The sequence below is a fragment of the Streptosporangium sp. NPDC050148 genome (assembly GCF_055586505.1).
The window spans coordinates 45,072-64,551 of record NZ_JBVJIA010000039.1 but is presented as its reverse complement, the minus strand read 5'-3'; the positions used below and the strand labels follow the sequence as shown (position 1 = coordinate 64,551).

Genomic DNA, 19,480 nt, shown 5'->3' with positions numbered 1-19,480 from the left:
GGGTCAAGGGGCTGTTCCCCGCTAGAACCAGATCGTCTAGTTTTGTTGGCACAAAGGGGACTTAATGGCGCGGTCAACGCTGTATCAACTGGTGGCCTCCGACCTCCGGAGAACCATCTACTCCGGTGCGCTCGGGCCGGGAGATCAGCTGCCGACCGAGGCGGAACTCATGACCACCCATCAGGTGAGCCGCAACACCGTGCGGCTGGCCCTCGGCGAGCTGGTGAACGAGGGCCTGGTCACCCGCACCCCGCGCCGGGGCACCGTGGTGCGCGAACGCCGCCCGCTGCTCATGCACCCCCAGCGCGAGCTGCAGCCCCGGCCCGAGCGGGTCCGGGCGGACGGGGAGTACAGGGAGGCCTTCGCCTGGGCCGTCTCCCAGGAGGGGCGCGTGCCCAGCCAGGAGATCGAGGTCTCCATCGTGGAGCCGCCCGAGGAGATCGCCAGCAGGCTGGAGCTCGCCGACGAGGAGCTCGCCGTGGTCCGCCGCAGGCTGCGCTTCGTGGACGGCCAGCCGTACAACACCAACGACTCCTACTTCCCGCTCACGCTGGTCGCCGACTCGGAGATCGCCCGGCCAGGGGACATCGTGCGGGGGGCGAACAAGGTCCTCGAGGAGCTCGGCCACCGGCAGGTGCGGGTGGTGGACGACATCTGGGCGCGGATGCCCAACAGCGCCGAGACCGAGCGGCTCCAGCTCCAGCTCGGCACGCCGGTCGTCGTCTACGTCCGGGTCGGCTACGACGAGGAGGACACCCCCGTACGGGTGGCGATGTCCGTCCTGCCGGCGGACAAGCATCTGATCAGGTACGAGCTGGAAAGCCGTTGACGTCTCCGTGACCGCCCGCACGGGCCGGCCCTGGCTCCGCCCGCGACGCGGGCGACCACCGGGCCGTGTCCGACGGGCGCCCGGACACCACCCGTCCCTCCCCGGGCCCCTCCCTCTGCCCGCGGTCCCCGCGGCCCGCGCGGTGCCCCCGCCCTCCGCGGCCCGCTCGCGCCCCACGGTCCCCCGGCCTCCCGCGGCCTTCCCCGGCCCCCCGGACCCCGGACCCCCCACGGCCTTCCCCGGCTCCCCGGGCTCCCCGGCCCCGGTCTCCGGACCTCCCGCGGTCTTTCCGGGCTCCGTCCTCTCCGCGCCCTCCGCGCCCTCCGCGCCCCCCGCGATCTCCCCGATCGCCCCGAGTCCCTAGGCACCCGCCTAGTCCGGCACGGACGCCGTACGTCGTCGTACGGGCACTCTCCGTGTCATCTCGTGTACCGAACGCAACGAAGGGAAGAACCATGCACTCGAACACCGCCGGTCTCACCACCGCGCGTCCGCTCACGCTGCGCCGGGCCACCGGCGGCGACCTCGACGGGGTGCTCGCGCTCCTCGCCGAGACCGCCGCCTGGCTGAACCGCCGCGGCGTACGGCAGTGGCCCGCCGGGGGCTTCCCCGCCGGCCGCATCGCCCCCCTGATCGACGAGGGGACCCTCTACCTGCTGGAGGGCCAGGACGGGCCCGCCGCCACCCTCGCGCTGGACGGTCACGCCGACCCCGAGTTCTGGACGCCCGCCGACGACCCGGGCGCGGCGCTCTACGTCCACAAGCTGGCGGTGGCGCGCGACCACTCCGGCAGGGGGCTCGGGGAGGCGCTCCTGGACTGGGCGGGCCTGCGGGTCCTGTCCTTGGGAAAGAGATGGCTCCGGCTTGACTGCTCCAAGGACAACCCGGGGCTGCAGGGCTACTATCGGGGGCAGCGTTTCACGCACCTCCGCACGGTCGACCTGCCGCACCGCGCGTCCGGCGCCCTGTTCCAGCGGCCGGGAGGTCTGCGTGGTCGCGCGTCCGGTCTGGGGCTGCCCTTCTCGGACCGTCGCGGGGCGCCCGTCCCCGAGCACGTCTGAACCGGGGCGGTACAGGACAAAGGCATCGGATAGCCTCCATTCATGACCGGATCCTTGCTTGAGGTGATCACGCTCAACGTGCGTGACGCCGTCGCGGCCGAAGCCGGCGGCGCCGACCGTCTGGAGGTCGTGGCGGACATGGCCTCCGACGGTCTCACCCCGGCGGCGGAGACGGTCGCGGCGATCGCCAAGGAGTCCGCGCTGCCGCAGATGGTGATGTTGCGCGGCGAGGCCTCGTTCCTGGCCACGCCCGAGTCGCTGAAGGCCCTGAGCCGTGAGGCCAGGGCCCTGGCGGACGCGGGCGCGGCCGGGTTCGTGTTCGGTTTCCTGGACGGGTCGGGGGCGGTCGACCTGGCCGCCACCGAGGCGCTCATCCACGCGGTGGCGCCGCTGCCGTGGACCTTCCACCGGGCGGTGGACCACGCGGCCGACGTCCAGGCGAGCTGGCGGGCCGTCCGCCTGCTGCCCAACCTCGCCACCGTCCTCACCGCGGGCGCCCCCGGCGGCATCGGGTACGGGCTGTCGACGATCAAGACCCGGTGCGAGGCCGGTGACGGCCCGTTGATCATGGCGGGCGGCGGGCTCCGCCCGCGCTACGTCAGGACGCTCCTGGAGTACGGCGTGCGCGCCTTCCACGTCGGCAGCGCCGTGCGGGCCTCCTGGTCCGACCCGGTCGAGGTCCGGCGGGTCCGCGAGTGGCGCGCCATGATCGACTAACCCTCCGCCCCTCCCGCGCCAGGACCGGAGGGCGGGACGTCGCCCAGCACCAGGTCGGCGCGGCGCAGGGCCGCGGTCATCGTCGCGATCGTGGCGGGCTCGTCCATGACGCCCCCACCGGCGTCGCGCCGCTCCTGCCAGGCCCGTACCCGGCGGGCGTACTCCCCGCGGCGGGACAGGTGGAAGGCGTAGACCGCGGCGTACCGGCTGACCAGGTGGGAGGGGTGCATGTCCCAGCCCTGGGGGAAGCCGTGCGCCAGGGAGTGCCCGACCAGCCGCGCGTGGCGCCGCCACAGGCCGCGTACCGCAGGGCCGTCGTCCGAGGCCGGGGTCGCGGCCAGCGAGCCGTCGGACAGCTCCACCCCGGTCCCGGCGAAGACGGTCTGCATGACGTGCCGGGCGTGGTCGCACGCGGGGTGGTCCAGCCGCTGCTCGTGCGGGGGGAGCCCGCAGCTCGCGGTGTAGTCGAAGACGCCGAAGTGCGCCGCGGCCAGCCTGCCCTCCAGGGCGGTGACCAGCCCCGCGTCGAGGAACCGTACCGTCTGCGGCGCCTCCACCTGGATCTCGAACCGCAACCGCCCGCGGTCCAGGCCGAGCCCGTCCTCCAGCGCCCCCAGGCAGTCGGCGAACTGGTGCAGGTACGCCCTCATCAGGACCTTGGGGAAGGTGACCGTGAACCCCTCCGGCAGGTGCCCGGCCCGCTCCATGACGCCGGTGAGGAGACCGTCCAGGGTCCGCAGGGAGCGGACCGGGTCGCCGTCGGCGAACGACTTCACCCGCAGCCCCCAGCGGCGGGGGAGCGTCCCGTCCGCGTCCATGGCCGCGATCGCCGCGGCGGCGGCCGAGACGTGGCCGTCCTCCTCGCCGGGACGCACCCCGTAGCCGTCCTCGAAGTCGACGCGCAGGTCCTCGACGGGCTCGCGGCCCAGCTTGGCGGCCACCCTCGCGTGCACCTCCCCGGCGAGGTCCCCGGCCAACGCCCCGCCGGCGCCGCCCGGCACCGCGCCGATGACCGGGTCGATGACCGAATCGACGACCGGGCCGAGGATCGCCGCCAGCTCGCTCTCCGGCAGGTGCCGCCGGAACAGCTCCAGCGCGGCCTCTCCCCACGCGCGCACCGTCCCGGCGCCGAACCGGTCGGCCGGGACGTAGACGGTGTGCACCGGCTGCCACCCGGCGGGCCGGTACGGGTACAGCGCGCGCTGCTCGCGGTGGACCCGCTCGAAGTCCGGGATCAGGGCGGACGGGTCGGCGAGCGTGACGCGCATGCCGGTGCTCTCCTGGTCGTACCCGCCGGTCATCGGCCGTAGGCGGTGCGCATGGCGGCGAGCCCGAGGAGCTTGACCCGCTCGCCCCGGTCGAGGGACCTGGCCAGCGCGGTCTCGGCGGCCTCGATGGCCAGCCAGTGCTCGTAGGTGACCGGTGAGACGTCCCGCTCGGCCAGCAGGTCGTCCAGGTCCGCGCGGCGTACCGGCTCGCGGCCGGCCAGATCGGCCAGCAGGGTGCGGACCGTCTCGGCGGCGTCGGACTTGTTGGTGCCGATCACGCCGGTCGGGCCGCGCTTGAGCCAGCCCGCGACGTACTCGCGGTCGCGGACCCGCCCGGCCTCGTTCGGCACGGTCATGGTGGTCTCGGAGAAGGGGACGCCGGGCAGCGGGACGCTGCGGTACCCGACCGAGCGCAGCACCATGCCCACCGGGAGGGTCTCGAACTCGCCGGTGCCGCTCACCCGGCCGTCCACCAGCCGGGTCCGCTCCAGCCTGAGCGCCTCCACCCGCCCGTCGCCGAGGATCTCCACCGGGCGCATCCAGAACCGCACCTCCACCCGGCGGGGACGGCCGGCCGGGGTACGTCCGGCCCAGCTCTGCAGCACCTCGACGTTCCCCCGGATCTGCCGGGACGCCGCCGAGACGTCCGCGGCGCACTCGTCGCGCCGCACCCGCACGTCGGCGTTGGCCAGCTCGCCCAGCTCCCGCAGCTCCTTGAGGGTGAACTTGGCGTGCTCGGGCCCGCGGCGGCCGATCATGTGGACGACCTTCACCTCGCTGGCCGCCAGCCGGGACAGCACGTCCTCGGGGACGTCGGTGGCGCGCAGCTCGTCGGCGGTCTTGGCCAGGACGCGCACCACGTCGACCGCCACGTTGCCCACGCCGATCACCGCGACCTCGGGGCTGTCCAGGACGAACCGGTCGGCGGGCATGTCGGGGTGGCCGCAGTACCAGTTGACGAAGTCGGTGGCGGCCACGCTGCCGGGCAGGTCCTCGCCGGGGATGCCCATCCTCCGGTCCAGCATCGCGCCGGTGCAGTAGACCACGGCGTCGTAGCAGTCGAGCAGGTCGGCCACGTCGACGTCCTTGCCGAGCTCCACGCCGCCGAGGAAGCGCACCTGCGGCATCTCCAGCACCCCGCGCAGGTAGCCCGCGATCGACTTGATCGAGGTGTGGTCGGGGGCCACGCCGTACCGCACCAGCCCGTACGGCGTGGGGAGCCGTTCCAGCACGTCCACCTCGAGGGGCACGGCGGCCTGTTTGATCAGCGCCTCGGCCGTGTAGATCCCGGCGGGCCCTGATCCGACGATCGCGACTCGCAGTGACACATCGCCTCCTCGGCGTTGGATGTCATGAACGCGATTCCCCGTCTGATTCTGTATCACCGCGGGGCCGGGCTGCCAGCCTCGCGCAGTGCGTTCTTGCCGATCTTCCCATCGGCGTCGGCGGGTGGCGAACCGACCACGACCACCTGCCCGGCGGCCGGACCGGCCACGCCCGGCTCACCGGCGAACCGCTCCAGGGGGCGTCCGGACGGGGGCAGAAGGGCGCGGACGGCGTCGCGAGGCTCTGACCGCTCGCGGGAGAGACTCGTGGAGGAGAGGGCGCCGAGGCAGCGTGACCAAGCGACCACTTGCTTTTGGAAACTTGGCCCGTTTTAGATGTTATCGCAGGTCAGATATACTTCCCATGGCCACGAGAAAACATGATCGGGGGATCAGTGGCTTTGGTTGAACACGATTGTGCCGTTGACTTCGCGGCCAGGGACCGCCGGGATCGCCTCATTCTCCGGCACATCGTCCTCTCGCTCTTCGCGGGGATGCTGCTCGGTGGCGTCGGGGCCCTGCTGCTCTCCGGGCCCGAAGTTGTGCACACCCTTTACAACCCCTACGCCTACATCCTGCTCGTCGTCGTCATCGGGCGGACCGCGGTCGGATTCGGGTGGGCGGTCCTGTCCGGCATGCTGGCCACCTTCGGGACCATCCTGTCGCTGCTGCTCGCCACCGGTTTCCGCTCGGGGACCTGGTCGATGAGCCTCGGCGGTGACGGCACCGCGGTGAACCTCACGATCGCCAAGCTCGTGGCGATCGGCGTCCTGTCCTACCTCGCCAAACGCCGTGACCGCTGGGGGGACCTGGCGGCGGGCGGGGCGGCCGGGCTGGCCCTGCTCAGCGGCATCGACAGGGCGCTGCCCGGCGCGGCGGACCATGTCCCCGGCTTCCTGGTGTGGGACGCCCTGATGATGACCGCCCTGGTGGGAGGGATGATCCTCTCCCTGGGCCGCGGCTGCGACCGGCTCTGCTCCGGTGCGGTCGCGCTGGTCCTCGGGGCCTCGTACTTCGTCTTCCTGGCCGGTCTCTGAGTCGGCTCCGGCGCGGTCCCGTCAGGCGGGGCCCCGGAGCCCGTCCCGGAAACGGTCCCTCAGGTCCTTCGATCCCTTCACGGCCATGTCCCCGGCCTCGGTCCCACCGTGGCCCCGGAACGATCCCCCGGCGGTCCGGGAAGGGGCTCGGATGCCGCCGACCGCCGACAATGGGCTTGCGGTACTCGATAGCCTGTAGAACACCGATTCCCGCTAGCTAGGAGTAGCCGTGCTGCTGCGCATGTCGTCGCTGTTTCTTCGAACGCTGAGGGACGACCCGGCAGACGCGGAAGTCCCGAGCCACAAGCTGCTCGTCCGCGCCGGATACGTCCGCCGCGTCGCGCCCGGCGTCTACTCCTGGCTGCCGCTCGGCAAGACGGTGCTGGAGAACGTCACCCGCGTCGTGCGCGAGGAGATGAACCGGATGGGCGGGCAGGAGGTGCTCTTCCCCGCGCTGCTGCCCCGCGAGTACTACGAGGCCACCGGCCGCTGGACCGAGTACGGCGACACGCTCTTCCGTCTCAAGGACCGCAAGGGCGCCGACTACCTGCTCGGCCCCACCCACGAGGAGATGTTCACCGACATGGTCAAGGGGGAGTACTCCTCCTACAAGGACTATCCGGTGACCCTCTACCAGATCCAGACGAAGTACCGCGACGAGGCCCGTCCCCGCGCCGGCATCCTGCGCGGCCGCGAGTTCGTCATGAAGGACTCCTACTCCTTCGACCTCGACGACGAGGGCCTCAAGCGCTCCTACGAGCGCCACCGCGAGGCCTACATCGCGACCTTCGACCGGCTCGGCATCACGTACAAGATCTGCTTCGCCACCTCCGGCGCGATGGGCGGGTCGGCCTCCGAGGAGTTCCTCGCCCCCGCCGAGACCGGCGAGGACACCTTCGTGGCCTGCCACGCGTGCGGGTACGCGGCCAACGCCGAGGCCGTCGTCACCCCCGCGCCGGCCGCCGAGGGCGCCGGGGCGGCCGACCGGCCCGCCATGCGGGTGCTCGACACCCCCGACACCCCGACCATCGAGTCGCTGGTCGAGCACGTCAACACCCACCACGGCCTGGGCATCACCGCCGCCCAGACGCTCAAGAACATCGTGGTCAAGGTGACCGTCCCCGGCTCGGGCAAGACCGAGACCCTGATCGTCGGCGTGCCCGGAGACCGGGAGATCGACTTCAAGCGGCTGGAGGCCTCCCTGGCCCCCGGCGAGCCCACCATCTTCGAGGCCGAGGACTTCGCCAGGCACCCCGGCCTGGTCCGCGGCTACATCGGCCCGCAGGTCCTGAAGGATCTCGGCATCCGCTACCTCGTCGACCCCCGCGTGGTCGACGGCACCGCCTGGGTGACCGGCGCCAACGAGCCCGGCAGGCACGCCGCGGACGTCGTCGCGGGCCGTGACTTCACGGCCGACGGCACCATCGAGGCCGCCGAGGTCCGCGAGGGCGACGCCTGCCCGGTCTGCGGCTCGGGCCTGTCCATCGACCGCGGCATCGAGATCGGCCACATCTTCCAGCTCGGCCGCAAGTACGCCGACGCCGCCCGGCTGGACGCGCTCGGCCCCGACGGCAAGCCGATCAGGATCACCATGGGCTCCTACGGCATCGGCGTCTCCCGGGCCGTGGCCGTGCTGGTCGAGCAGCGCCACGACGAGCTCGGCCTGCTGTGGCCGCGCGAGATCGCCCCCGCCGACGTCCACGTCGTCGGCACCGGCAAGGACGGCCAGGTCGAGGCGGCCGTCAAGATCGCCGAGGAGCTCCAGGGACGCGGCCTGCGCGTCCTGGTGGACGACCGGGCCGGTGTCTCGCCGGGCGTGAAGTTCAAGGACGCGGAGCTGCTCGGCATGCCGACGATCCTGATCGTCGGCCGTGGCCTGACCCAAGGCGTGGTGGAGCTGCGCGACCGCGCCACCGGCGTCAAGGAGGAGATCCCGCTCGCCGAGGCCGTCGACCGCGTCGTGGCGGCCTGCCAGGAGTGACCCCGCGGGCCGGGGGCGGGGCGGGCGCGGGCATGCCCCCCTGTCCCGTTCCCGTGCCCGGCCGCGGTGTCCACGGAACGTCAGTAATGGTGGTGATGGCGGGAACGGCCGCCGATCGTCTTACCCACGTGGAACCCGCCCGGCAGGTTGACGGTCACGTACTTGCGGCCGTCCGGGGTTCTCGTGACGTGGAATCTGCGGTTGCCGAAACTCTGCCCCACCCCTCGCGGGGACAGGTCGATCCGGAAGGGACCGACTTTGATCGACTTCCTGTAACCCCAGCCCATTGTTCCCCCTCGATCTCGTGATCTGCAAGAAGAACGACCCGCGTCCGCCATGGGTTCCCGCAAGGACGGATCAGCGCTTTGAGCTGCCGCTCAGCGTCTTGCGCCAGTGGAAGCCGCCGGGCAGGTTGACGGTGAGCGTGCGCCGTCCGTCGGCCGTCTTGGTGACCCGGAAACCACGGCCTCCGACGCTGTGTCCCACTCCACTCCGCGAAAGGTTAAGACGGAACGGACCGAACTTCATGGATTTGCGGTATCCCCAGCCCATTGTTTCCTCCTCGACGTGTTCGCGATGATTGAGCTACCCGGTATTCCCCGGTCAAACGTGACCGGAAGCCGTCGCGGCGACCGCCGCGGGCCGGGTTTCCCTTTCTCTCCGCGCTGACCAGCGCCTTTCTCTCCGCCACGGAAAATCACCCTTTTTCCGGAAAGGCGGCTGACCGGAGGGGGGAGGGCCGCAACGGGGTCAGGAGGGGGCGCCGGGGGTGCCGGGGGTGCCGGACGACGGGGGCGCCGAGGACGCCGGGGACGACGGGGGTGCCGGGGACGTCGAGGGTGCGGAGGGCGCCGGGGACGTGCCCCCGGGCCCGGACGGCATGCCGGGGAACGCGTCGATCTCCGGACGCAGGCCGTAGGACCGGGTGGCGCACTCCTGCATGGCCAGTGCCGCCATCGTGCGCAGGGCCGTGTCCGCGGAGGCCGCCAGCTCCAGGTAGGCACCGGTCACGCCCCGCTCGACCAGCACGGCCAGCTCCACCGCCTGGGCCGCGGTGGAGGGGGTGACCGGGAGCTCGTAGGCCGCGTTCGGCTCGGCGGGCGTGCCCCCCGCGGCGACGATCATGGAGCGGAGCCGGTCCCGCCGGGCGCGGTGGGCGTTGTAGGCCGCGGTCGTCGTGGCGCGCAGGCCACCGGTGGTCCTGGCCGCGATGACCCCGTAGGCGTACACGGCGGCGTACTCGGCCGCCAGGGCGACCTCCAGCCCCCGCCCGGCCCGCCGCGCCCTGCCGGCCCCGGACGCGCCGGCCCTCACGACGTCCTCCGCTTCGCTCCGCACGGCGCCCTCACAGCGACCTCGGCAGGGCCACGGCGTGCGCGGCCTCGCAGGCGCCCATGGAGGCGATCAGCTGGGCCAGCGGGGGCGAGGCCCCGGCGATCTGCCGGACCCGTGAGGCCGCGGCCCTGCGCTCCAGGTCGCGCAGGGACCGCAGCGAGGCCCTGCCGCCCCGGGCGGGACCGTCGGACGGCGTGGGCGTCGCGCCCGGCGACGCGGCGGAGGGGGCGGCCGAGGGCGTCCGGTCGGCCGGCGGCAGGCGGCGGCGGAGCTCGGCCAGGTGGGCCTCGTGCCGCTGCCGGAAGGGCGTCAGCCGCTCCGAGGCGGCCGAGGCGTACAGCGCCACGGCCCGTTCCTTGCCCGCGATCAGCTCCCGCAGCAGCACCGTCTCGGGATCGGGCGGCACCGGCCTCCCGGTCGCGGGCCCCGCGGCCTCCTCGGCCGCGCATCCGGCCGTCACCGCGACGGTCACCCCGAGGGCGCCGCCCCGCAGCAGGACGCGCCGGGAGACGGAACGCACGGACGACCTCCGGTTCTCTGTCGGCAGCTGACGCACCCAGCATCGTACGGGCAGCCGGGAGATTGGAATAATGGCACTCACTTCGCTTCTCGGGCGGCTCCGCCACACCGAGTGGCGCTGTTTCTACGCCCTGGTGTGGATAGGCTGGTTAATCGCATGGGCGAGGTCCGCCCGGCTGAGATCGTGACAATGGGAGGTCGGCATGGGCAGCGCCACATCCCGCGACCGCCTGATGAAGCTTCTGGAACCTGTCGCCGAGGCCGAAGGGCTCGACCTGGAGGACGTCACGGTCACCCCGGCGGGCAAGCGGCGGCTGCTGCGCGTCGTCGTCGACCGTGACGGAGGCGTCAGCCTCGACGACGTCGCGGAGGTCAGCCTCGCGGTCTCCGCGGCGCTGGACGCCGACGACGCGATGGGAGCCACCCCGTACGTGCTGGAGGTCTCCTCTCCGGGGGTCGACCGCCCGCTCACCGAGCCGCGCCACTGGCGCCGCGCGGTGAAGCGGCTGGTCAAGGCCGACCTGAAGGACGGCACCGTGGTGGAGGGCCGGATCGTCGCCACCGACGAGACCGGCGTGGAGCTGGACGTCGGCGGCGCACCGCGCCGCATCGACTATGAGGACCTGACCCGAGGACGGGTTCAGGTGGAATTCCGCCGGCTCGACGACGCCGAAGACGACGGCGAAGACGGCGACGAGGGCTAAGGGGGAGCCTCGTGGACATCGACATGAGCGTCCTGCGCAGCCTGGAGCGGGAGAAGGACATCTCCTTCGACCTGGTCGTCAAGGCGATCGAGGACGCGCTGCTGATCGCGTATTTCCGGAGCGAGGGCGCGGCCGCCAAGGCGCGGGCCGAGCTCGACCGCAAGTCCGGGCACGTGACCATCTTCGCCGCCGAGCTCGACGGTGAGAGCGGGGAGGTGCTCAGGGAGTTCGACGACACCCCGGGCAACTTCAGCCGCATCGCCGCGACCACCGCCAAGCAGGTCATCCTGCAGCAGCTCCGCGACGCCGAGGACGAGATCAACTTCGGCGAGTTCGCCAGCCGCGAGGGCGAGCTGGTGGCCGGGGTCATCCAGCAGGGCAAGGACCCCAGGGTGGTCCTGGTCGACCTGGGCAAGATCGAGGCCGTGTTACCGCACAGCGAGCAGGTCCCGGGCGAGGAGTACGTGCACGGCGACCGGCTGCGCTGCTACGTGGTGCAGGTCAAGAAGGGCCACAAGGGCCCCTCGGTCACCCTGTCGCGCACCCATCCGGGCCTGGTGAAGAAGCTGTTCGCGCTGGAGGTGCCCGAGATCGCCGACGGCACCGTCGAGATCGCGGCCGTGGCGCGCGAGGCCGGCCACCGCACCAAGCTCGCGGTCCGGTCCCGGCGGCCCGGGGTGAACGCCAAGGGCGCCTGCATCGGCCCGATGGGCTCGCGGGTACGGAACGTGATGACGGAGTTGCACGGCGAGAAGATCGACATCATCGACTGGTCAGAGGATCCCGCGGAGTTCGTGGGGAATGCGCTTTCTCCGGCGCGCGTTACCCACGTAGAGGTGATCGATTTCGACGGCCGCGCCGCGCGCGTGACCGTGCCGGACTACCAGCTCTCCCTGGCCATCGGCAAGGAAGGGCAGAACGCCCGGCTGGCCGCCCGCCTCACCGGCTGGCGCATCGACATCCGTCCCGACACCCAGCCGGGGGACGCGGCCGGTTCCGCAGATGCGTCCACACGGTAAGCTGGAATATGGTGGCCAGGCTGCCCCACTGAGAACATGTGTGGGGTGCCGGGTTCGCACGGTTTCCTCCGAGCTGCTCCGCCTGGTGGTGGTCGAGGGCGTTATCGTCCCTGACCTGCGACGACGGCTCCAGGGGCGTGGTGCTTCACTGCATCCAACCCTGAGCTGTCTCGAACTCGCAGAGCGTCGCCGAGCGTTTCCGCGCGCGTTTCGCGTCGCGGTCCCGCTCGACCTGTCGCGGCTGCGCGGCCACCTGGAAGGGCAAGCAGGCTGAAAGGATCGGGTGAAATGGTTACCGACTGTCATGTAGAACGCCGATTTGATGGGCTGGTCAGATAGCTATGAGCGCCTGATGAGCATGCGGCGATGAGTACGTCAACGTAACGACGGTCCGGCGGCACCGCCTCCCGGGCCGAGACAAGGGAGTGCAGTGGCGAAGGTCCGGGTATACGAGCTCGCCAAGGAGTTCGGTGTGGAGAGCAAGGTCGTGATGGCCAAGCTCCAGGAGATGGGCGAGTTCGTGCGTTCGGCGTCCTCGACCATCGAAGCGCCGGTGGTCCGCAGGCTCACGGAAGCTCTGGGCGGTCCCAGCAAGGGATCGTCCGACAGGGGCAGAGGCCCCAGGCCGCCTCAGGCGGCTCCTCGGCCGGGTGACGGCCAGCCCAACGGCGCCCCTTCGGCGTCGACATCCATCCCCAAGCCGGGACCGGCACCCAGGCCGGGTCCCCGTCCTGGCCCGGCGCCGGCCCGTCCCGCGGCGCCCGCGCCGCAGCAGGCGCCGCCGGTCGTGCCCGAGGCCCAGCAGCCTCCGGCTCCGCCCGCGCCGCCGAGGCAGCAGCCTCCGCAGGTGCAGGCGCCGCGTTTCGAGGCGCCCCGTGCCGAGCCCGGCCGTCCGGCGGCCTCCGGCCCCGGTCCCAAGCCGGGCCCGCGGCCCGCTCCGCGCCCCGGTCCGGCCCCGCGCCCCGAGGCGCGTCCGGAGGGCCGTCCCACCGGTGGTCCCGGTGGGGCGCCGTCGGGTCCCAGGCCCGGTGCCGGTGCTCCCGGTGCGGGTCCCGGCCCCAAGCCGGGTCCGCGTCCGGGCCCGCGCGGCCCGCGTCCCGGCAACAACCCGTTCTCGTCCAACGCCAGCGGCATGGGCCAGGCCCGTCCGCCGCGTCCGGGCGGCCCCGGTGGTCCCGGGGGTCCCGGCCGTGACGGCGGCCCCGGCGACAGGGGCCCGCGTCCCGGTCCCCGTGAGGACCGCGGTCCTCGCCAGGACCGCGACAACGCCGGTCCCCGTCCGCCCGGCGCCCGTTCCGGCCCGCCCGGAACCGGTGGCCCGCGTCCGGGTCCCGGCGCAGGCGGCCCGCGTCCCGGCGGCGGCTCCGGTGGTCCCGGTGGCCCGCGTCCGGGTGGGCCGCGTCCCAGCCCGATGATGATGCCCCAGGGCCGGCCCGCCGGTCCCGGCGGCGGTGGCGGCGCAGGCCGTCCCGGCGGCGGTGCGGGTGCCGGTCGTCCCGGTGGCGGCGCAGGCCGTCCCGGCGGCGGTGGCGGTCGTCCCGGTGGCGGTGGCGGCGGTTTCGCCGGCCGTCCGGGCGGCGGTGGCGGCGCAGGCCGTCCCGGTACCGGAACCGGTGGTCCCGGTGGCGGTGGCGGCGGTTTCGCCGGTCGTCCCGGTGGCGGTGGCCGTGGCCGCGGTGGAGGCACCGCGGGAGCGTTCGGCCGTCCGGGAGGACGCCCGACCCGCGGTCGCAAGTCCAAGCGTCAGAGGCGCCAGGAGTTCGACAACATGCAGGCCCCGGCGATCGGTGGCGTGCAGGCTCCCCGCGGCAACGGGCAGACGATCCGCCTGTCGCGCGGCGCCTCGCTGTCGGACTTCGCCGACAAGATCGGCGCGATCCCGGCCTCCCTGGTGCAGATCATGCTGCACCTGGGCGAGATGGTGACCGCGACCCAGTCGGTCAACGAGGAGACGCTGCAGCTCCTCGCCGCCGAGCTCGACTACAACCTCCTCGTGGTCAGCCCCGAGGAGGAGGACCGCGAGCTGCTGGAGACCTTCGACATCGAGTTCGGCGAGGACGAGGGCGATGAGTCCGACCTGGTCGCGCGCCCGCCGGTGGTGACCGTCATGGGTCACGTCGACCACGGTAAGACCAAGCTGCTCGACGCCATCCGCAACACCAACGAGGTGGCGCGGGAGGCCGGTGGCATCACCCAGCACATCGGTGCCTACCAGATCGGCACCGAGCACGAGGGTGAGGACCGCAAGATCACCTTCATCGACACCCCGGGTCACGAGGCGTTCACCGCCATGCGTGCCCGCGGTGCCAAGGTGACCGACATCGCCGTCCTGGTCGTCGCGGCCGACGACGGCGTGAAGCCGCAGACCGTCGAGGCGCTCAACCACGCCCAGGCGGCCGACGTGCCGATCGTCGTCGCGGTCAACAAGGTGGACAAGGAGGGCGCCGACCCGGGCAAGGTCCGTGCCCAGCTCACCGAGTACGGCCTCGTCGCCGAGGAGTACGGCGGCACCACGATGTTCGTCGACATCTCCGCCAAGAACGGGACCGGCATCGAGAACCTGCTCGAGGCCATCCTGCTCACCGCGGACGCCGAGCTCGACCTGCGGGCCAACGCCACGATGGACGCCCAGGGCGTCGCGATCGAGGCGCACCTGGACAAGGGCCGCGGCCCGGTCGCGACCGTCCTGGTCCAGCGCGGCACGCTCCGCGTCGGCGACTCGATCGTCTGTGGCGAGGCCTTCGGCCGCGTCCGGGCGATGCTCGACGACAAGGGCGAGGCGATCCTGGAGGCCGACCCGTCCCGTCCGGTGATGGTCCTGGGTCTGACCGCGGTGCCGGGAGCCGGTGACAACTTCATCGTCGTCACCGACGACCGGATGGCGCGCCAGATCGCCCAGCAGCGCGCCGCGCGCAAGCGCATCGCGGACATGGCCCGCTCCGGCCGCCGCCGCACCCTCGAAGAGCTCTTCAGCGAGATGGAGAAGGGCCAGATCGACGAGCTCAAGCTCATCATCAAGGGTGACGTCTCCGGTTCCGTCGAGGCCCTGGAGGACGCGCTGCTCAAGATCGACGTCGGCGACGAGGTGCGCCTGCGGGTGCTCCACCGCGCCGTCGGTGCGATCACCGAGTACGACGTCAACCTGGCGGTCGCCGACGACAACGCCGTCATCATCGGCTTCAACGTGCGCCCCGAGGTCAGGGCGCGCGACCTGGCCGAGCGCGAGGGCGTCGACATCCGGTACTACTCGGTCATCTACCAGGCGATCGAGGAGATCGAGGCGGCCCTGAAGGGCATGCTCAAGCCGGAGTTCGAAGAGGTCCAGATGGGCACCGCCGAGGTCCGCGAGGTCTTCAAGGTGCCGAAGATCGGCAACATCGCCGGTGCGCTGGTCCGTTCGGGCACCATCGTCCGCAACAGCAAGGCCCGGATCATCCGTGGAGGGGTCGTCATCTCCGACAACCTCACCGTCTCCTCGCTGCGCCGTTTCAAGGACGACGCGACCGAGGTCCGCGAAGGGTTCGAGTGCGGTATCGGTGTCGGCTACAGCGACATCAAGATCGATGACGTCATCGAGACCTTCGAGATGCGGGAGAAGCCGCGCGCCTGATGCCATTGGTACGGCGGGAAGACCGCCCGGCCGGTCGCGGACCCGAGAAGGGTCCGCGACCGGCGGGCGGCCCCCGCCCCCGGCGGTACGACGGTGACCGTGGCGGTGAGCAACCATGTACGTAGGTGCCCTGACATTGGACATCCTGCTCGGCGACGTCCACTCGCTGAAGCAGAAGCGCTCGGTGGTACGTCCCATCGTCGCCGAGGTACAGCGGCGGTTCCCGGGTGTGGCCGTCGCCGAGACCGGTCATCTCGACCTGCACCGCCGCACCGAGATCGGGATCGCGGTCGTCTCCTCCACCGCCGCCAACGCCGGCGCCGTGCTGGACGACTGTGAGCGGCTGATCGCCTTTCATCCGGAGATCGAGCTGCTGTCCGCCCGGCACCGGCTCTACAACGAGGACGAGGACTAGATACGGGGACGGCCGGCGAGAGGGCACCCCCCTCGCCCCGGTCTCCCCGTGAGAAGGGGGGAGCTATGGACGCCGCACGCGCGCGTAAGATCGCCGATCGGATCCAGCAGGTCGTCGCGGAGATGCTGGAGCGGCGGATCAAGGACCCCAGGCTGGGGTTCGTGACCGTGACCGACACGCGGATCACCAACGACCTGAGCGACGCCACGGTGTTCTACACCGTTTTCGGCTCCGAGGCCGAGCGGGCGGACTCCGCCGCGGCGCTGGAGAGCGCCAAGGGGCTCATCCGCTCGGAGGTGGGCCGCCAGACCGGGCTACGCCACACGCCGACGCTGACGTTCACCCACGACCCGCTCCCCGACAGCGCCCGCCACCTGGAGGACCTGCTCGCCGAGGCCAAGGCCAGGGACGTGGAGATCGCCAAGCGGGCCGAGGGCGCCCGGCACGCCGGGGACGCCGATCCCTACCGCAAGCCCGAGGACAGGGACGGCGAGGACGACGACCTCGACGGTGCCGACGACGTAGCCGACGCCGCCGACGCCGACGTCGCCGAGCCCTCCGAGCGCGCGGGACACTCCGCGACGTGATGCACCACCTGCACGACGACGGCCCGGTGCCCGGCCGCGACTGGGACCGGGCCGTCGAGATCGTCTCGTCCGCCGACGAGATCGCGCTCGCATGTCACGTCTCGCCCGACGGCGACGCGCTCGGCTCCACGCTGGCCGTGGGGCTCGCGCTGCGCGCCGCCGGCAAGCGGGTCGTCGCCTCCTTCGGCGACCGGCGCTTCAGCGTGCCCAGGCTGCTGCGCTTCCTGCCCGGCCAGGACCTGCTGGTCGATCCCGCGTGCTACCCGGCCGCCCCCGAGGTGATGATCACCTTCGACGTCCCCAGCGTCGAGCGCCTCGGCACGCTGGCGGCGGGCATCGCCAGGGCGGGCCGGCTGATCGTGCTCGACCACCACCCCTCCAACACCGGTTTCGGCACGCTCAACCTGGTCGACCCCGGCGCCGCGGCCACCGCGATGCTCGCCGAGGAACTGATCCACCGCCTCGGCCTGCCGCTGTCGCAGGACATCGCGACCTGCCTGTACGTCGGGCTCGTCACCGACACCGGCTCGTTCCGGCACTCCTCCACCACCCCCGAGGCGCACGCCATGGCCGCCCGGCTGCTGGCCACCGGCGTCGACCCCGAGCGGATCGCCCGCGAGGTGTGGGACCGTTCCCCGTTCGGCTACCTGGGGGTGCTCGGCCTGGCCCTGGAGCGCGCCCGGCTGGAGCCCGAGGTGGGCGGCGGCCTGGTCTGGACGTTCGTCACCCGGGCCGACCGGGAGGCCCACGGGCTGTCGTACGACGAGCTGGAGGGGATCATCGACGTGGTCCGGCGCACCGACGCGGCCGACGTCAGCGCGATCCTCAAGGAGGACGACGACGGCGCCTGGCAGGTCTCCACCCGCTCCAAGGGCGGGGTGGACGTCTCGCGCGTCTGCGCCGCGCTCGGCGGCGGCGGGCACGCCAAGGCCGCGGGTTTCACCTCCCACCTGCCCGTCGAGGAGACGATCGCGGGCCTGCGGGCCCAGCTGTAGACGTCTTCCGGCACGCCTGTTAAGGAACTCCCATGAGCACGTCCACGAGCACGGCTCGCGTCAAGCGCACCCCGCCGCCGAGCGGCCTGATCATCGTCGACAAGCCCGCGGGCTGGACCTCCCACGACGTCGTGGCCAAGCTCCGCGGCATCGCCGGCACCCGCAAGGTCGGCCACGCCGGCACCCTGGACCCGATGGCCACCGGGGTGCTGGTGGTCGGCGTGGAGAAGGCGACCCGGCTGCTCGGCCACCTCGCCCTCACCGAGAAGGGCTACGACGCCACCATCCGGCTGGGCGAGTCCACCAACACCGACGACGCCGAGGGCGAGACCGTCGCGACGGCCTCGGCCGCGGGGGTCGACGAGGCCGGCCTCCGCAGGGGCGTCACCGCCCTGACCGGCCCGATCATGCAGATCCCGCCCCAGGTCAGCGCGATCAAGGTGAACGGCGAGCGGGCCTACAAGCGGGCCCGGGCGGGGGAGGAGGTCGCCCTCGTCGCCCGGCCGGTGACCGTCTCGGAGTTCGAGATCACCGCGATCCGCAGGCACGGGGACCTCGTCGACGTCGACGCCTCGGTCTCCTGCTCCAGCGGCACCTACATCCGCGCGCTCGCCCGCGACCTGGGGGCCGCGCTGGGGGTCGGCGGTCACCTGACCGCGCTGCGCCGTACCCGGGTGGGACCCTACGCCCTGCCGGAGGCCCACACCCTGGAGCGGCTCGCCGCCGAGTGCGTGATCCTGCCGATGGCCGACGCGGTCGCGGCCGCCTTCCCACGCCGGGACGTGACCGCAGAGGAGGCGGCCTCGATCGCGCACGGCGGCAGGCTGCCCGCGCTGGGCCTGGGCCAGGGCCCGATCGGGGTCTTCGCCCCCGACGGCACGCTGGTGGCGCTGGCGGAGGAGCGCGGCGGGATCTCCAGGTCACTGGCGGTCTTCGTGCCGTGACGTCCCGTTCCGGCCCGGTGGGGACGGGGGTCGCGGGTGCCAAGGACCTCCCCGATTGGGGAGGAGGTCCGTGAGCATGGCAGGCTTTAGGGGTCGATCCGCTACACGGGGAAACTACAAGGGGAAGAGGCTGCGGTGCGAGGCTGGCACGGATTGGACGACGTGCCCGAGGACTGGGGCAGGTCCGTCATCACGATCGGCGTCTTCGACGGCGTGCACCGCGGGCATCAGCAGATGGTGGCGCGTGCCGTCGCGATGGCCGCCGACCTCGGGCTGCCCTCGGTGGTGGTGACCTTCGACCCGCACCCCGAGGAGGTGGTGCGGCCAGGCACGCACCCCCCGCGGCTCACCACGGCCAGGCACCGCACCGAGCTCCTCGCCGCGCTGGGCGTGGACGCGGTCTGCGTCCTGCCGTTCACGCTGGAGTTCTCCCAGATGACCCCGGACGAGTTCGTCCAGACCGTGCTGGTGGACCGGCTGCACGCGGCCGGAGTCGTGGTGGGGGAGAACTTCCGCTTCGGCCACAACGCCTCCGGCGACGTGGAGACGCTGCGCACTCTCGGCGAGAAGTACGACTTCGTGGCCGAGGGGGTCCCGCTGGTCAGCGACGGGGAGACGATCTCCTCCACGCTGATCCGCGAGCAGATCGCCTCCGGTGACATGGAGGCGGTCACCCTGACGCTCGGCCGCCCCCACCGGGTCGAGGGGGTGGTCGTCCGCGGCTACCAGCGCGGCCGGCAGCTGGGCTTCCCCACGGCCAACCTGGAGTCGCCGGAGTTCACCGCGATCCCGGCCGACGGCGTCTACGCGGGCTGGCTGCAGGGCGTCTCGACCGGCAACCTGCCGGCCGCCTACGGCGGCGAGCGCTGGCCCGCGGCGATCTCGGTCGGCACCAACCCGACCTTCGAGGGCGTGCCGCGCACCGTGGAGGCGTACGCGCTCGACCGCGACGACCTGGATCTCTACGGCGCGCACATGGCCGTGGACTTCGGCCCCAGGCTGCGCGGCAACACCAGGTTCGACTCGATCGAGGCCCTCGTCGAGCAGATCCACGCAGACGTGGAGAGGGTCCGGGACCTGACGAGCTGAGCCCGGCCCCTCCCTTTCGTCCCCCGCCGTCTCCCCCTCCCCGCC

At 72.5% G+C, this 19,480-nt stretch carries 20 protein-coding genes; 14 read left to right on the top strand and 6 right to left on the bottom strand.

Annotation, left to right across the window (positions count from 1 at the left end):
* Positions 1-64: 64 nt before the first annotated feature.
* The 3 genes from ACZ6RT_RS32060 to ACZ6RT_RS32050 all read left to right on the top strand — a co-directional run bounded on the left by ACZ6RT_RS32060 (position 65) and on the right by ACZ6RT_RS32050 (position 2,607).
* A complete protein-coding gene (locus tag ACZ6RT_RS32060; RefSeq protein ID WP_399196938.1) occupies positions 65-829 on the top strand; it encodes a GntR family transcriptional regulator in 765 nt (254 codons plus the stop codon).
* A 455-nt stretch (positions 830-1,284) separates the two neighbouring features.
* Positions 1,285-1,890: a GNAT family N-acetyltransferase gene (locus tag ACZ6RT_RS32055; RefSeq protein WP_399196936.1), complete on the top strand. Its 606-nt coding sequence runs from the start codon at positions 1,285-1,287 to the stop codon at positions 1,888-1,890.
* 42 nt (positions 1,891-1,932) lie between these two features.
* Positions 1,933-2,607 carry a copper homeostasis protein CutC gene (locus ACZ6RT_RS32050; protein ID WP_399196935.1) on the top strand — a complete coding sequence of 225 codons (675 nt, stop codon included), beginning with the start codon at positions 1,933-1,935 and terminating at the stop codon, positions 2,605-2,607.
* Here ACZ6RT_RS32050 and ACZ6RT_RS32045 read toward each other — a convergent pair.
* Both ACZ6RT_RS32045 and ACZ6RT_RS32040 read right to left on the bottom strand, forming a co-directional pair.
* Positions 2,604-3,908, bottom strand: a complete 1,305-nt coding sequence (locus ACZ6RT_RS32045) for a DUF6986 family protein (protein ID WP_470157570.1) — start codon at positions 3,906-3,908, stop codon at positions 2,604-2,606. The genes ACZ6RT_RS32050 and ACZ6RT_RS32045 overlap by 4 nt on opposite strands.
* Positions 3,905-5,203 (bottom strand): FAD-dependent oxidoreductase, encoded by a 1,299-nt coding sequence (locus ACZ6RT_RS32040; protein ID WP_399196933.1) that lies wholly within the window; start codon positions 5,201-5,203, stop codon positions 3,905-3,907. Before ACZ6RT_RS32040 ends, ACZ6RT_RS32045 begins: the two co-directional genes overlap by 4 nt.
* Positions 5,204-5,595: 392 nt before the next feature.
* On the opposite strand from ACZ6RT_RS32040, the gene ACZ6RT_RS32035 reads away from it, so the two are divergent.
* Together ACZ6RT_RS32035 and ACZ6RT_RS32030 are read left to right on the top strand one after the other, a co-directional pair.
* Positions 5,596-6,237: a hypothetical protein gene (locus ACZ6RT_RS32035; RefSeq protein WP_470157569.1), complete on the top strand. Its 642-nt coding sequence runs from the start codon at positions 5,596-5,598 to the stop codon at positions 6,235-6,237.
* 229 nt (positions 6,238-6,466) lie between these two features.
* Entirely contained in the window at positions 6,467-8,218 is a 1,752-nt protein-coding gene (locus ACZ6RT_RS32030; RefSeq protein WP_470157568.1) for a proline--tRNA ligase, read from the top strand.
* 80 nt (positions 8,219-8,298) lie between these two features.
* Here ACZ6RT_RS32030 and ACZ6RT_RS32025 read toward each other — a convergent pair whose 3' ends face one another.
* From ACZ6RT_RS32025 to ACZ6RT_RS32010, 4 genes are all read right to left on the bottom strand, one after another.
* On the bottom strand, positions 8,299-8,505 hold the full coding sequence (locus tag ACZ6RT_RS32025; RefSeq protein WP_344905303.1) for a DUF4236 domain-containing protein: 207 nt from the start codon (positions 8,503-8,505) through the stop codon (positions 8,299-8,301).
* Positions 8,506-8,575: 70 nt separating this feature from the next.
* Complete coding sequence (locus ACZ6RT_RS32020) at positions 8,576-8,770, bottom strand: DUF4236 domain-containing protein (RefSeq protein WP_399196929.1); 195 nt, start codon at positions 8,768-8,770, stop codon at positions 8,576-8,578.
* 198 nt (positions 8,771-8,968) lie between these two features.
* Positions 8,969-9,556 (bottom strand): ferritin-like domain-containing protein, encoded by a 588-nt coding sequence (locus ACZ6RT_RS32015; RefSeq protein ID WP_470157567.1) that lies wholly within the window; start codon positions 9,554-9,556, stop codon positions 8,969-8,971.
* A gap of 7 nt (positions 9,557-9,563) precedes the next feature.
* A complete protein-coding gene (locus tag ACZ6RT_RS32010; protein WP_470157566.1) occupies positions 9,564-10,073 on the bottom strand; it encodes a hypothetical protein in 510 nt (169 codons plus the stop codon).
* A gap of 202 nt (positions 10,074-10,275) precedes the next feature.
* Here ACZ6RT_RS32010 and rimP point away from each other — a divergent pair, with 202 nt between their 5' ends.
* The 9 genes from rimP (at position 10,276) to ACZ6RT_RS31965 (ending at position 19,435) form a co-directional block, all read left to right on the top strand.
* On the top strand, positions 10,276-10,776 hold the full coding sequence (gene rimP / locus ACZ6RT_RS32005) for a ribosome maturation factor RimP (protein WP_399196926.1): 501 nt from the start codon (positions 10,276-10,278) through the stop codon (positions 10,774-10,776).
* A gap of 11 nt (positions 10,777-10,787) precedes the next feature.
* Positions 10,788-11,795: a transcription termination factor NusA gene (gene nusA / locus ACZ6RT_RS32000; protein ID WP_344905290.1), complete on the top strand. Its 1,008-nt coding sequence runs from the start codon at positions 10,788-10,790 to the stop codon at positions 11,793-11,795.
* On the top strand, positions 11,779-12,069 hold the full coding sequence (locus ACZ6RT_RS31995) for a YlxR family protein (protein ID WP_344905288.1): 291 nt from the start codon (positions 11,779-11,781) through the stop codon (positions 12,067-12,069). The genes nusA and ACZ6RT_RS31995 overlap by 17 nt, the downstream gene beginning before the upstream one ends.
* A gap of 156 nt (positions 12,070-12,225) precedes the next feature.
* A complete protein-coding gene (gene infB / locus ACZ6RT_RS31990) occupies positions 12,226-15,405 on the top strand; it encodes a translation initiation factor IF-2 (RefSeq protein WP_399196925.1) in 3,180 nt (1,059 codons plus the stop codon).
* A 115-nt stretch (positions 15,406-15,520) separates the two neighbouring features.
* Positions 15,521-15,820 carry a DUF503 domain-containing protein gene (locus ACZ6RT_RS31985; protein WP_344905283.1) on the top strand — a complete coding sequence of 100 codons (300 nt, stop codon included), beginning with the start codon at positions 15,521-15,523 and terminating at the stop codon, positions 15,818-15,820.
* Between the two features lie 65 nt (positions 15,821-15,885).
* Positions 15,886-16,407, top strand: a complete 522-nt coding sequence (gene rbfA / locus ACZ6RT_RS31980; protein WP_470157565.1) for a 30S ribosome-binding factor RbfA — start codon at positions 15,886-15,888, stop codon at positions 16,405-16,407.
* Positions 16,407-17,402 carry a bifunctional oligoribonuclease/PAP phosphatase NrnA gene (locus ACZ6RT_RS31975; RefSeq protein ID WP_399196949.1) on the top strand — a complete coding sequence of 332 codons (996 nt, stop codon included), beginning with the start codon at positions 16,407-16,409 and terminating at the stop codon, positions 17,400-17,402. The genes rbfA and ACZ6RT_RS31975 overlap by 1 nt, the downstream gene beginning before the upstream one ends.
* 32 nt (positions 17,403-17,434) lie before the next feature.
* On the top strand, positions 17,435-18,346 hold the full coding sequence (gene truB, locus ACZ6RT_RS31970; RefSeq protein WP_470157564.1) for a tRNA pseudouridine(55) synthase TruB: 912 nt from the start codon (positions 17,435-17,437) through the stop codon (positions 18,344-18,346).
* A gap of 135 nt (positions 18,347-18,481) precedes the next feature.
* On the top strand, positions 18,482-19,435 hold the full coding sequence (locus ACZ6RT_RS31965; protein ID WP_470157563.1) for a bifunctional riboflavin kinase/FAD synthetase: 954 nt from the start codon (positions 18,482-18,484) through the stop codon (positions 19,433-19,435).
* The last annotated feature ends 45 nt before the right edge of the window (positions 19,436-19,480 follow it).